Raw genomic sequence first — 13,846 nt, forward strand, 5'->3', positions numbered from 1 at the left:
GCATACGGGTGGAATCCGAGTTCCAGTAGAGCACGTCGAAAGCCGGCGGCGTTTCACCCAGCAGATAGTTTTGCACCCAATGGTTCCAGATCAGGCCATTGGACCGCAGGGTGCGAAACGACATCACCATGTCGTTGCCGTCGAGAAAGCCATGGTGCGCCATCAGATCATCGAGCGCATCCAGGCTGTTTTTATCGATAAACACGGCCATTTCGCCGGGTTCCGAGAAATCCACGAGCGTCGTCAGCATGGTCACATGCGCCACGGGCGACTGGCTCTTGCGATCCGGCTCGCGTTCAAGCCACGCCGCCAGCGCGGACACTAGCGTGCCGCCGATACAGTAGCCGGTGAGGTGCACCTGTTGAGCGCCGCAGATGTCGCGCGCCGCGTTAACCGACGCCAGCACGCCCTTAAGCATGTAGTCCTCGAAAGTCGTGTCGCGCATGTCGGCGCCGGGATTTTTCCAGCTAGTCACGAACACCGTAAAGCCCTGCCCCACCAGATGGCGCACCAGGCTATACCGCTGGTTGAGATCGAGGATGTAATACTTGTTGATCCAGGGTGCGACGATCACGATCGGAACGCTCTTCACCTTGTCCGTGGCGGGCGCGTACTGGATCAGCTCGACCAGTTCATTGCGGAAGACTACCGCGCCTGGCGTGGTCGCGAGATTGACGCCGACTTCGAAGGCGCTCTCGTCCACCATGCTGATCTTGCCGGCGGCGACGTCGCCCAGGAAATTGCGCCATCCGTCGAAGCAGCTTTTTCCACCGGTGTTGATGGCGCGCATGACGGCTTCGGGGTTCGTCCAGAAAAAATTGGTCGGCGCCATGCCGTTCAATAGTTCACTCGTCCAGAAGGCTGCCTTGCGTCTTGTTTTGTATGTCAGCTTCGGGGCTTTGTAGATTGCCTCCTCCATCCATTGCGAGTAGAGCAGATAGCCTTCCTTGAGCGTGCCAAGATAGAGGCTCTTGGTCCACAACGGGTGTTTGAAGCGCTCGTCGTAAGCCACCGGCGACACCAGGTCTTTGCCATTCTGCATCCCTGCCCTCCCCTGCCAGGTAGCGAGCGGCACGGAACGCGCACCGAGTCGTAACAACTCGTCTTGCAGCAGAAACGGATGCGCCCACCAGGCCTTTTGCACTTTCCCGCAGGCGGCGATGATTCCGAATGGGTCGAAAGGCTTGTACATGAGCAGTTCCCTCTAGTTGCTGGCGCGGATGCGAGTCCAAATACAACGGCGGGTTGCGATCGCGCAACAATGGAATAAGCCTGTACGATAGCCGTTACTGGCGTGTCGTGGCAACCCATTGTTGATCGCACGGTTGATCGTGCGCCTGAATCGAGTCAGGTCGCCTCTTCCAAACGCGCCAGGATGGCCTCTTTCAACGCTCGTTTCTGCACTTTCTGGCTGACGGTGCGCGGCAGTGACTCCAGGAAATGGATGCTGCGGGGTATTTTGTACTTGGCCAGATGCTGGCGGCAATGGGCAAGAATTTCGTCTTCCGTCGCTTGCTGGCCGGCTTTTATAACAATGGCCGCCGCCCCGACCTCGCCCCACTTCTCGTGGGGCACACCCACGACGGCGACCTCGGCAATCCCGGCATGACGAATCAAAACCGCTTCGACCTCTGCCGGGTAGACGTTCTCTCCGCCGCTGATATACATATCCTTCATGCGATCGACCACGTAGCAGTAGCCTTCCGCGTCGAATCTCGCGATATCGCCGGTGTGAAACCACCCGTCGCGGATCGACTGCTTTGACAGCTGCGGATTATTCCAGTAACCGTCGCACATGCTGGGCGTTCTCAAGATAAGCTCTCCCGCCACGTCCGGCGCGACGTCGTTGCCATGTTCATCGACAATGCGAGCCTCCATCGCGAAATTGGGATGACCTATCGACCCGATCTTCCGCTCCGCATCGTGTGCGTCCAGACAGAAGCAATTCACGCCGACCTCCGTCAGCCCGAAGCCTTGTTTGAGTAGCAGCCCGCGCGCGGTAAGCCGCTTTATCAGTGGCAATGGACACGGCGCGCCGCCGCTGATGATCCAGCGCAACGAACTCAGGTCCGCCGTTTCGAACAGCTTTGAGTCCGCCATCATCAGATACTGCGTGGGCACGGCAAAAAAAGCGGTGATCTTTTCCTGCTCGATGATCTTCAGAACTTCGTCCGGATTCCATTGACGCATGATGACCACGGTGGCGCCGAGCAGGATCGCGGGCGTGGTGTATACGTTCAACCCGCCCGTGTAGAACATCGGCGTGTGCACCAGCACCCGGTCGTTCCCGTTCAGGTCGCGCGTGGCGAAATTGATCGCATTGAAAAACTGCATGCGGTGCGGCAGCACCACGCCTTTGGGTTTGCCCGTGGTGCCGGAGGTATACAGCAACATCTGCGGCGCGTGCTGATCGACCGGAATGGGTTTACCACGCGTGGAGGATTGTTCTGTTAACAGGTTTTCCCAGTCGAGTTCGTCCTCGGCCAGGCTCCCTCGCAGCTTGATGATGCCCGAAAACTTTAAATCTGATCTCAGCGCCGCGACCGTTGCGGCAAACTCATCCGCGTAAACAAGCAGCGTGGGCGCGCAATCCTCGATGATAGGCACAAGATCCGCAGCCGGCAGCTTGTGGTTCAGCGGCACGAAGATGGCGCCCAGTTTGGTGGCGGCGATGAGCGTAAACAGTATTTCGACCGAGCTCGGTGCGATGATCGCGATGCGGTCGCCGGGTCGCAGCCCTAAGGCTTCAAACGCGTTCGCCGCGCGATTTGCCCATTCGTTGAACTCACGATAGGTAAAACGCCGCCCGCTGTCGGTTTCGACCAGCGCCACCTTGTCCGGCGTAAACATGGCATGTTTCGCGACCCAGTCGTACACCTTGTTCATTTCGAGATTTTGAATCTGCGTGCGGGATGGCATCGAGGGTCTCCAGGTCTATTGCCGCTGGGTATTATGGAGTGGGCGGTGCGCGTATGGGAGACGGCGCGTCGATAGGGTGACAAATCGTAGATTGCCGATCCTTCGGCGATAGCACGTCGGCAAAGAGTTGCCAAGCTACAGATGATACCCCTGCGCCCGCCAGACGGTTACGCTTTGCGTCTGACGCCAGTTTCTTGCGCCCCCACCGATCGCGCCGCTTGTCGTGCGGCCGGGGCGACACCGCGGTTTGCCGGTAGCAGCGGCTCGGCCTTGTGGATGGCGGCACCTTGCACGTATTGCACGCCGATCTCCCGCACGATATTCAGCAAGTGGTCATTCTCGACATACTCGGCCACGGTGTCCGCGCCCATCACCCGCGCGATGCGGCAAATAGAGTCCACCACGGCGTAATCCACCGGATCGTCCGCCATGCCCCTGATAAACGCCCCATCGATCTTGAGCATGTCAACCGGCAGGCCTTTCAGATGACTGAACGAGGAAAGACCGCTGCCGAAATCATCCAGCGCGAACGCGCAACCCTTCGTCTTGATGGCGTCTACAAAGCGCATGGCCTGGTCAAAATTGGTGATCGCGGCGGTTTCCGTAAGCTCGAAACAGATGCTCTCGGGCGGTAGCGCAAAGCGCTCGAACTGTTCCCTGATAAAATCTAGAAAGCGCATGTCGCCGATGCTGATGCCAGAAACATTGATGGACCACAATGGTAGCGGTGTACCATGATCCTCGATGCGCGTGGTTTGTTGGCGCAAGTGCTCGAACACGGTTTTGATGACCCAGCAATCGATAGCCGTGATCGCGCTATAGCGTTCGGCCGCCAGAATAAAGTCCAGCGGGCTTATGATCCCGCCGTGCGTGTCGCGCATGCGCAGCAGCACCTCAAAGCGTTCGCCGCCGACATGGTGAGCGGGGTCGAGTGGCGCGATCCGCTGAAAAAACAGGCAAAAACGGTCTTCATCCATGGCGCTGTGAACGTCGGAGACCCAGTCCATCGCGCGCTTGCGGCTCAACACGTCAACATCGTCGCGTTGGAATAGCTGTACGCGATCACCACCCTTTTCCTTGGCTAGATAGCAGGCGGAATCCGCGGCGCACAGCATGTTCTTCAGCCCGCGGCTTTGCGCCGTGACCGGCACCAGCCCGATGCTGACACCCACGCTGAGCAATCCGCGCGGCGAGCTGTAGCGATAATCCTCGACTGCTTGTAACAACGACTCGGCGAATGCCCGTGCCTCCTCCAGGGAGCGGCGCTCCAGCAGCGCGCCAAACTCGTCCCCGCCCAGCCGAGCGAGGGTATCGCACTTGTTCATCCTGCTCAGCAACAGGCTGGAGATCTGGCGCAAGAACTCGTCGCCGGCCAGATGCCCGCAACGATCGTTCACGAGCTTGAAATGGTCGAGATCGAGAAACAGCAGAGCGTGCTGCTCGCCGGTCGCCTTGGCGCTCGCCAGCAGGTGCTCGGCCTTGCGTTCGAACTCGCGCCGATTCAGCAGAGCGGTAAGCGCATCATGGCCGGCCTGATGCGCAAGCTCGCGGACCAGCGTCCGTGTCGCGGTAACATCACGAAAAATAACCAGCGCGCCGTCCTTTACGCCGCCCGTGGCGCGGATAGGCGCGACCGAGGCATCGATTGGGTATTGCGCGCCTAGCGAGGACATCAACATGATATTGTCAGGCAGGCTCGCCGTATCGCCGGTTGCCGCAACTTCAGCCAGCGGTATTTCCACGGCTCTGCGAGTCTCTTCATAGAAGATATTGCATACAGTCGTGAACGGCAGGCCCTTGGCCTCGATTTTGCTCCAGCCGGTAAGCTGTGCCGCCATGCGGTTGAGAAAGATGACGTCGCCCCGCTTATCGATCGCTATGACCGCATCACCAATCGCTTCCAGGGTGACATCGGCCAGTTCCTTTTCATGGAAAAGCGCTTCCTGGATTTCTCTGCGCTCGGTGACATCGTTCATAATGCAGATGAACGACGGACCCTGCTCCGTGCGGCAAAGCTGTACGCGCACGTCCACCGGGTAGCGGGTGCCGTTCTTGCGCTGATGGACGGTTTCCAGAACCACTACCGCGTTGCGGCCGGACCGCAGCGGCTCAAGCAGTCTGGCGTATTCCCGCACGGTAAATTCGGGTTTGACGTCCGCTACAGTGAGCCGTTTGAGCTCCTCCAGCGAATACTGCAGGTTGCGGCATGCGCCCGCGTTGGCGTAAGTGAACCGCAAAGTGTTCGCATCGAAGATATAGATTTCGTTGAAGGACTGATCCAGAATCATTCCTACGCGCGCCGCCCGCGCCCGCTCGGCTCTTGCGGCTCCGAAAAGGGAAGTTAAAGACTTCATGGGTCTTGTGCACCCCGCGTCACATTTTCATGAACTGATGCTCACGCGACGATACTCCTGTGACAAGACTTAAGCGAAAGGTATTCCCCGTAATTTACGTGGCGCCTGGACGCCTCCGGGTCAGCGAGAACCATGTCACGCAGGAGCCTGATTTCACGCCTCACATTGACCACATTCTGCCGCGGATGTCTGTACGGTATCGCACATAAGCATTATATCGCGCGTGTATCTTGAATCCCATCGTTATAGTCGACCGGGCAGGACTGGAGCGTCGTGACCCCGATTTCAATTTCCGCCAGGCCGGAATAAAGAGCACTCATAGTCGCGAGCAGCGAATATGACCGATTCCCACGAAATCGCCGAAATTGTCGCACGCGCCTTGGCCGAAGATGTCGGCACGGGCGATCTTTCCGCCGCGCTGATTCCGGCTGATGCAACCGCAAACGCTCGCGTTATCAGTCGGGAGCCTGCCGTCATCTGCGGGATGGCCTGGGTCGAAGAAGTGTTCCGGCAACTGGATGCGCGCGTGACGATTGCCTGGAAAATACTGGAAGGTCAAAAGGTCGCGGCCGATCACGAGATCTGCGCACTGCGTGGACCCACGCGCGCGCTGCTGACCGGCGAGCGCACAGCGCTGAATTTCCTGCAGTCCTTGTCGGCGACGGCGACGGCCGCAAACCGCTACGTGCAAGCCATCGAAGGCACCGGCGCCGTAATTCTCGACACTCGCAAGACCCTGCCCGGACTGCGCGCCGCGCAAAAATACGCCGTCGCTCGTGGGGGCGGCAGAAATCATCGCATGGGTTTGTTCGACGCTATCCTGATAAAGGAAAACCACATCGCGGCCGCCGGTTCGTTGCAGGCGGTGGTGCGCGCCGCGCGTGCCCGGCACGCGCACGTCCGCGTTGAGGTCGAAGTCGAAACCCTCGCGCAGATCGAAGACGCTTTAGCCGCCGGCGCGGACATGATTCTGCTCGATAATTTTTCGCTGAAAGAACTACGCCTGGCCGTGAAGCTCACCGCTCACCGCGCGCCCTTGGAGGCGTCCGGCGGCGTAAACCTGGAAACCGTGCGCGCTATCGCGGAATCCGGCGTCGATTACATCTCGGTGGGAGCACTGACGAAAGACATCGCGGCTGTGGACCTGTCGATGCGCGTTGAGATTAATGAGGCTTCGACATAGTGGGCAAAGGCGTTGACGGCGACATTTTCAGAAGCTCGTTAACGGTCGGGCAAAGCGGTTCTCGCGATAACGATTCGCCAGCCGCCGTAGACGATCAAGGCGGATTCTCCGGCAGTCTCGCCACAATCCGCGCCCAATCGATGCTGATCATGGGCACGGCATTCGAGGTCAGAGTGCCTTCAAACTCAGAAATGGCCGGGCGACTGTAACCGCCATTCGCCCACGAATACACCGTCACGATGCGATCCGCGGGATGCACCAGCCAGTATTCCTTCACCCCGTGGCGCTCGTAAGCCGCGAGTTTGACGGTCTGATCGTGCGCGGCGGTCGAGGGCGAGAGCACCTCGATTACGATGTCCGGTGCGCCGCGGCAACCGTATGTATCGAGCTTGTCCGGATCGCACACCACGACAATGTCGGGCTGTACGGCGGTGAGAACATCGTCGTCCGACTCAATGCCGTCCGGGAGGCGCACGTCGAAGGGAGCGACGTTCACCTCGCACGGTGAATCCTCCAATGCGCCGGCGATCTGACGCGCCATTTCAAGCATCACACGCTGGTGTATCCGCACAGGCGGCGCCATGGCGTAGGCCATGCCGTCGATCAACTCATAGCGCACGTCTTCCGGCCAGGTTCGGTATTCGCGGTACGTATGGCGTTGCGCATCACGCAGCGGCAGTCCCATGGTCACCTCACTTGCGTCATTTTGGTTAGCATAGCATGGCCCGTTTAGCCAACTCGACGTCGCGGGACTCACGGGCGGCGACCCGTGACACCCATGAGGAATGATCAGATGAGTACAAGGCTACATCGTGGCATCTCGACGGCCGTGCTGCTCGCGGCAACGATTGCCTGCGTCGCCTGCGGGGGCGGCGGTAACGGACAAAGTACAGTTGGCGGAGGCAGCGGGAATCCCGGTCAGGTCGAAGTGCGCCTGCAACGCGCCTATCCCAATCTCATCTTCGATACGCCGGTGGCATTGCTGCAGGCGCCTGGTAACGGCTCGTACTGGTACCTGGTCGAGCGTCTCGGCGTCATCAAGCGTTTCGATGTCGCCGACAACCGCACCGCGCTCAGCACAGTCGTCGCGGCGGTAGAGGTCGACGCCAGCGGTGAAGGCGGGTTGCTGGGCTTTGCGTTGCATCCGGATTTTGAGCTCAATGGCGAGGCGTTTCTCTCATACACCGTCACCGGGCCGAACGCGCAGATCCCGCTGGTGTCGCGCATCTCGCGCATTACCAGCACGGACGGCGGCCGCACGTTCGATCCGGCGAGCGAAGAGATCCTGTTGACCCTCGAGCAGCCGTTCACCAATCATAATGGCGGGCATATCGTGTTCGGGCCGGAAGGCTTTTTGTATATCGGGTTCGGGGACGGCGGCGGTGGCGGCGATCCGCTGAACAACGCGCAGAACCCGGACAATCTGTTCGGCGCCCTGCTGCGCGTCGATGTGGACAGCGGCGAACCGTATGGCACACCGACCGATAATCCGTTCGCAAACGGCGGCGGCGCGCCCGAAATTTACGCGTACGGTCTGCGCAATCCGTGGCGCTTCAGTTTCGATCGCGCGGATGACCGGTTATGGCTCGGGGATGTGGGCCAGGGCGAGCGCGAAGAGGTCGATATCATCGAACGCGGCGGCAACTACGGCTGGCGCTGCTACGAGGCGAGCCTGGTTTTCGATTCGACCGGTTGCGCCGCGCGCGGACAGTACGTCTTTCCGGTCGCGGAATACGGCCACGACGAAGGTCAGTCGATCACCGGCGGCTTCGTCTATCGCGGCAACGCGATCCCTGCTTTGCAGGGCGTTTATGTATTCGGCGATTTTATTTCCGGCACGATCTGGGGGCTGTTTCCGCGCGCGAGCGGCGGGTATCAACGCCGTGTGCTCGTGAATAGCCAACTCGGCATCGTCTCGTTCGCGCAAGACATGAACGGCGAATTGTATGTGGTTGATTTCTTAGGCGGCGGCCTGCGACGGCTGGTGGCGGACTGACCATAGCAACAACGGCATCGACAGTAACAACGGCATCGACGCGCCGGGTTCGGCACGTCATTCAGCGCGAGTCCGCCCGCTCGCCTTTCAAGCTACGCACATGACCTAGCGCGTCCCTGCGCCGCGTCATGTGCCTGCTGCCTGATTCCGCAAATGCGGAACTTAAGCGTTGGCGCCGCTGCGCTTGATTGTTCCGTTGACACCGCGCGGAAAGAAGCCGCCTCTACCGGCCGCCTCCGGCGTCAGATACACGATGTTTAGCACCTGCTCGGCGCTGCGGCTGAAGGCAAGCCCGTTTTCGTCGGTGGGAACGATATTGGCATTGCCCCGGTCGTTGGTGATGCCCTGATCGAGATCGTCCGGGCCGTCCAGCGAGTCGCGCGCATCCGAGATCGCAATCGACGGCGCATCGAGCCCCAGCGACAGCAACACGGTACGCACGTTGGCCGCGTGATAGGCCTCGACGGCGAGCAGTCCGGCGGCGGCTTCGAGAATATCCTTGTTTTTCAGCAGCGGCGCCGCGCCCTTGTAGGCCGTCACGCCGACATCCTCGAAGATATATGCGCCGAGCAGAAAGCTTTGCTCGTCGGCGAACGGGTCGAAAGTGTTCCCCAGGCCGGCCGCCTGCGCCGCTGCGTTGAAGCTTTTTTTGAGATCGATCTGCGGACGCGCAACCGCACTCGAACCCAGCGCGGTGCGCAGGAACCTGACGTGTGCTTCCTCGTCGCGCGCGATCTCTCTGGCGTATTGCCGGATTACCGGCGTGGCGAACGATACCTGGCCGCCACCGATGACGTTACCGCGTCGGCCCGTGCCGGTGGTGACCTCATCGGCGAGTCCGCGGCCGAATGCGGCACGAACGTAGTATTCTGCTTCCAGATACTCCAGATTCAGCGCGAAATTAAGCACGGCGCCGTCTATACCCTTTAGCCCGCCGCCGCCGCTGTCCATGCGCGCTTCGGCCACCCTGGGAAGAAATCCGGCCGAGCCCAGCAGGCCCAGACCGCCGAGCCCCACGCCCATAATGCCGGCCTGCCCTAGAAAGCGGCGGCGTTCGGCCCGTTTGCTGACCAGTTTCTCCAAAGGATTTACGATTTTCGAGCCTTCGTCATTCATAGTTTTACTCCTGATAGGATAAATATCCCGCAATCTGAGGGATCGAGATAGAGAGCATGCCCTGGCGCATGTTGCCTCGGCACCGGACGCAAGCGACAAGTGTTACACGCTAACCCTGCGCCATCCGTGTTTGCCGTTGCGCGTTTTGCAACGCGTGACAGGAAACCTATTCGGTAGACATATCGATTGCTTAGCGTGTGCGAATCGAAACAGGTCAATCTACGAGAACACTCTAGTCCTTACGTACGTCACGCTCAGACAGATGCGTTTTACGCATAAGCCGGGCAGGTTCATGAAAAATTCATGAAGTTGAAAATTTTATCACGGTCTGGAATATTTTCCCACGCCGACTACAACCGCATTTTACTAGTCTGATGTCACGGCGCAACCCGCGCGCGACCGGGCATGGATAAGGATTGGGAGAATGCCCGCATGTCGCACGCCTAAGCGACTGACGTCACGTGATTTTTGCGGCGTGCTTTTTAACCTCATCCCACAGCGCATCGAGTTCGGCCAGGGTGCAGCCCTCGGGGCGGCGATTCTGCTCCGCGAGGCGCGCCTCGATGGCCTTGAAGCGACGCTCGAATTTGCGGTTGGCGACGCGCAGCGCGCGCTCGGGATCGATCTCGGCCCGCCGCGCGACATTGACCACGCAGAACAGCAAATCGCCGATTTCCTCCTCGATGCGGATGGGCGAAGTATCATCGGTCAGCACCTCGCGCACTTCCGCAATTTCCTCGTCGATCTTGGCAAAGATATCCGCGCGATCGGGCCAGTCGAAGCCGACGTTCGCGGCGCGTTTCTGGAGCTTGCGCGCCCGCGTCAGCGCGGGCAATGCGGCGGTCACGCCGCCGAGCGCGCTTTGCTGTTTACCCCCACCCGCGCGTTCGCGTGCTTTTTCCGCTTCCCAGGCAGTCTCTCGCGCCTGCTCGCTCGCATAGTGCGTATCGCCGAACACGTGCGGATGACGGCGCACCAGCTTGTCGCCCGCGGCCTGGGCCAGACGATCGAAACTGAACAGGTTCTGCTCGTACGCCAGCTGCGCGTGATAGATAACCTGCAACAGCAGATCGCCCAGTTCGTCCCTGATAGCGTCCGCGTCGCCCCGTTCGATCGCCTCGACGAGTTCATACGTCTCTTCCAGGGTGTGCAGTGCGATGCTGGCGAAGGTCTGGCGCAGATCCCAGGGGCAGCCAACTTCAGGATCACGCAGCTGCGAGACGATGACCATCAGGCGCGCGACGTTATCCATGATTGTTTACGAATGGGCCCATCAAAGTCGGGGGTGCATCAAAATCGGATCAGAAATTCAGCCGCAGGCCAATGTGAATGTTGTCGTCCAGTTCGGCGTCGTCGTCATTGTCGAGATCGACCTCCAGCTTGCGATAGCCGATAAATCCGGAGGTGCGCGGAATGAACTCGATCTCGAAACGTGTATTGAAGTCCAGCATATTGTCGCCCTCGCCGGTGGTGGTGATACCCGGCGCGTAAAACGCCTCGGCGGAAACGTGCATGGGAATATTGGCGGGAATGGTGTAGACCGCACGCCCGCCCAGCGCGCCCGCGGCGACGGTCTCGTCCGCGTCGTCCAGCGAAAACGCATACGCCTTGACGCCGGCGCCGAAGCTGAACGGCAACTGGCCGGGCGGCTGACCGTACGCCATCACCCCGCCATTGAGCATCACGTCGCTGTCTTCGTTGTAGAATATCGCCGCCATCGCGTCGTTGTTGGAGGTGCCAAGTGGCTTGGCGTAGCCGATCTGTGCGGCGCGCTCGCTCAGGAAAGCTTCGAGCTGGTCGGCGTGGGCAGCGCCAGCCGCGCCTAGCGCGCCTGTACCGACAGCCAGGAACAGTGGGAACAATGGCCTGTAATGCATCACAATCTCTCTCTTCCGGCGAATTAATAAGGATGACGACATGGCCGCGAAGTCTAACATGCAGGGCTAACATGTCTAACGATCGACCTTACGCGGCCGCGCCATCAAACCGAGTTCGTGTCAATACCGCGATTGCCTTCGACAAGTAAATCGGGCACAGAACCGCGCCCGTTTATAGTGCGCGGTCTCAACGGCGATATCCGACGAGCGTGTCTGTTACCATTGACCCCCATTGTGAGTAGCCGAGATGCGTTCGCGCGATGCGCGCGCGGTACGCTGAACACCGCGCAGGTAAACGACATTCCCACAAACATTTCAGACCGATTGGCGGCGACGTATTCCAGGATGCCCAGACCCGGATCTCTTGACCTGAAGGAGCTGCTTCGCTGCGGTTACGGCGAAATGTTCGGTCCAGGCAACGCGCAGCTTCCTATCCCCAACATGTTGATGATGGACCGTATCGTCAGGATCGCGGATCACGGCGGGACTCATGACAAGGGCGAAATTATCGCGGAACTGGATATTCATCCGGACCTCTGGTTCTTCGCCTGTCATTTCCCGGGTGACCCGGTAATGCCGGGCTGTCTGGGTCTGGACGCCATGTGGCAACTGGTCGGTTTTTTTCTGGCCTGGCTGGGCAACCCAGGACGCGGCCGCGCGCTTGGCGTGGACGAAGTCAAATTTTCCGGACAAGTACGGCCCACCGCGCACAAGGTGACGTATCACATCGACATCAAGCGCCTAATCACGCGCCGGCTGGTGATGGGCATCGCCGACGGCACGATGGCGGTGGACGGGCGTGAGATTTACGCGGCCAAGGATCTGCGGGTAGGCTTGTTCACGTCAACGGAAGGCTTTTAAAGCGAGGCGGCCGACAATTAGCCCGCGCAGTAGGGTGCGCAGTAGGGTGCGCAGTGCGCACCGTGCGATACTTCGTCCCGCTACGCAAGACTCTTGGCCGCGACCTCGAACACATCCCGTGAAACCTTCTCGCGGCCTGCGATCATTTCGAGCTCGGCTTTCTGCAGCGCGCGGCGACCTGGCTCGTATTTTTGCCAGCGACTGAAACTTTTCACCAGCCGCGCGGCCATCTGTGGATTGAGCGCGTCCAGCCGCAGGATCTGCTCGCTCAAATAACGATAGCCCGCCCCCGAAGGCGCGTGAAAAATCGCCGGATTGCGCTGCGCGAAACTGCCGATCAGCGCACGCACGCGATTGGGATTGCGGATCGAAAACAGCGGATGATCCAGCAGCTCCGCTACTTTTTGCAAGGTCTCCGGCCGCACGCAACTCGCGTGCAGCGCGAACCATTTGTCCATCACCAGCGGATCCTGGCGCCAACGACCATGAAACACCTGCAGCGCCTGCTCGCGTCTGGCGCCGCCGGTATCGTTCAAGGCGCGTAGCGCGCCCATCGCGTCGGTCATGTTGCGGGCGGCCGCGAATTGATCGAACGCCCATTGCGCGTAATCGTCTTTCTCCAGCGTGTTGAGATAATTGAGACAAAGATCGCGCAATCCGCGCCGCGCGGCCGCGACGGCGTCGTAGGCGTAATCACTGGCCGAGGTCGCGCGAGCACGATATGCCGCCACCAGTTGTGGTTCAAGCGCCGTTGCGATTGCCCGACGCATAAATTCGCGCGCGACGTGGATCGAATCGGTCTCGATTTCCTCCACCTGTTCGGCAAGATAGCCTTCGTCCGGCAGGGTCAGCGCTTCGGCGACAAGCCCGTCGTTCAGCGCCCTGTCTTCGAGCGTATGCGCGAACGCATCGATCAGCGCGGGAGTCAGGGTCAGCGGCCGCCCGGCGCGTTGATCCGCGATGAGTTCCAGACCCAATCGTGTGGCGAGGCGCTGCCCGGCCTCCCAGCGATTGAATGGATCGCTGTCGTGCGCGGCCAGAAATGCGAGTTCCGTATCGTCATACTCAAAGCGGAGATTCACCGGCGCCGAGAAGTCGCGCAACAGCGAGGGCGTGGGGCGCGCCGGCAGGTCGATAAATTCGAACTCGTGCGCGTCCTCGGTCAACTCCAGCACGCGTGAAGTGCCTTGAACCTTAGTTTCGCCGGCCAGTCGCAGCGGGAGGTCGTCGCCGTCGGGGCCGACCAGTGCGACGGCAAGCGGAATGTGAAGCGGCAACCCATCGGGCTGACTTTGCGTGCCGGACAAGCGTTGCTCAACATGCAGCCGATAACGCCGCGCCTGCCCGTCCCAGGCGCCCGCCACAAGTACCTGCGGCGTGCCGGCCTGATCGTACCAGCGCGTGAACTGCGTGAAGTCGCGCCCATTTGCATCACCCATGGCGGCGGCGAAATCGTCCGTGGTCGCGGCCTGGCCGTCGTGCCGTTCGAGATATAGTTTGAGCCCCCGGCGAAAACCGTCGCGTCCCAGCAGAGTGTGGT

The 13,846-nt window shown here is 60.3% G+C and carries 11 protein-coding genes; 3 read left to right on the top strand and 8 right to left on the bottom strand.

Features of this window, described 5'->3' with window-relative positions:
- The 3 genes from H0V34_01550 to H0V34_01560 form a co-directional block, all read right to left on the bottom strand.
- The coding region (locus H0V34_01550) for an alpha/beta fold hydrolase (GenBank protein ID MBA2490427.1) at positions 1-1,192 on the bottom strand (1,192 nt) is incomplete at its 3' end.
- A gap of 155 nt (positions 1,193-1,347) precedes the next feature.
- Positions 1,348-2,919: a long-chain fatty acid--CoA ligase gene (locus tag H0V34_01555; GenBank protein ID MBA2490428.1), complete on the bottom strand. Its 1,572-nt coding sequence runs from the start codon at positions 2,917-2,919 to the stop codon at positions 1,348-1,350.
- Between the two features lie 167 nt (positions 2,920-3,086).
- Positions 3,087-5,207, bottom strand: coding sequence for an EAL domain-containing protein (locus H0V34_01560; protein MBA2490429.1), 2,121 nt, complete (start codon positions 5,205-5,207; stop codon positions 3,087-3,089).
- Positions 5,208-5,610: 403 nt separating this feature from the next.
- Between H0V34_01560 and nadC the strand changes: the two genes are divergently transcribed.
- Positions 5,611-6,456 (top strand): carboxylating nicotinate-nucleotide diphosphorylase, encoded by an 846-nt coding sequence (gene nadC / locus H0V34_01565; protein ID MBA2490430.1) that lies wholly within the window; start codon positions 5,611-5,613, stop codon positions 6,454-6,456.
- Positions 6,457-6,550: 94 nt separating this feature from the next.
- On the opposite strand, the gene H0V34_01570 is transcribed toward nadC, so the two are convergent.
- The gene (locus H0V34_01570) at positions 6,551-7,141 is read right to left on the bottom strand and encodes a Uma2 family endonuclease (GenBank protein ID MBA2490431.1); all 591 of its coding nucleotides are present in this window, start codon (positions 7,139-7,141) and stop codon (positions 6,551-6,553) included.
- 108 nt (positions 7,142-7,249) lie between these two features.
- Here H0V34_01570 and H0V34_01575 point away from each other — a divergent pair, with 108 nt between their 5' ends.
- Positions 7,250-8,452, top strand: coding sequence for a PQQ-dependent sugar dehydrogenase (locus H0V34_01575; protein MBA2490432.1), 1,203 nt, complete (start codon positions 7,250-7,252; stop codon positions 8,450-8,452).
- A 162-nt stretch (positions 8,453-8,614) separates the two neighbouring features.
- On the opposite strand, the gene H0V34_01580 is transcribed toward H0V34_01575, so the two are convergent.
- The 3 genes from H0V34_01580 to H0V34_01590 form a co-directional block, all read right to left on the bottom strand.
- Complete coding sequence (locus tag H0V34_01580; protein MBA2490433.1) at positions 8,615-9,568, bottom strand: ferritin-like domain-containing protein; 954 nt, start codon at positions 9,566-9,568, stop codon at positions 8,615-8,617.
- Positions 9,569-10,025: 457 nt separating this feature from the next.
- Entirely contained in the window at positions 10,026-10,820 is a 795-nt protein-coding gene (mazG, locus tag H0V34_01585; GenBank protein ID MBA2490434.1) for a nucleoside triphosphate pyrophosphohydrolase, read from the bottom strand.
- A gap of 49 nt (positions 10,821-10,869) precedes the next feature.
- Positions 10,870-11,445: a hypothetical protein gene (locus H0V34_01590; GenBank protein ID MBA2490435.1), complete on the bottom strand. Its 576-nt coding sequence runs from the start codon at positions 11,443-11,445 to the stop codon at positions 10,870-10,872.
- A gap of 345 nt (positions 11,446-11,790) precedes the next feature.
- Here H0V34_01590 and fabA point away from each other — a divergent pair, with 345 nt between their 5' ends.
- The gene (gene fabA, locus H0V34_01595; GenBank protein MBA2490436.1) at positions 11,791-12,306 is read left to right on the top strand and encodes a 3-hydroxyacyl-[acyl-carrier-protein] dehydratase FabA; all 516 of its coding nucleotides are present in this window, start codon (positions 11,791-11,793) and stop codon (positions 12,304-12,306) included.
- Between the two features lie 80 nt (positions 12,307-12,386).
- On the opposite strand, the gene H0V34_01600 is transcribed toward fabA, so the two are convergent.
- Positions 12,387-13,846 (bottom strand): DUF3458 domain-containing protein (locus H0V34_01600; protein MBA2490437.1); only part of this gene is annotated, 1,460 nt, incomplete at its 5' end.

The organism is Gammaproteobacteria bacterium (assembly GCA_013696315.1).
Classification (GTDB): Bacteria; Pseudomonadota; Gammaproteobacteria; order JACCYU01; family JACCYU01; genus JACCYU01.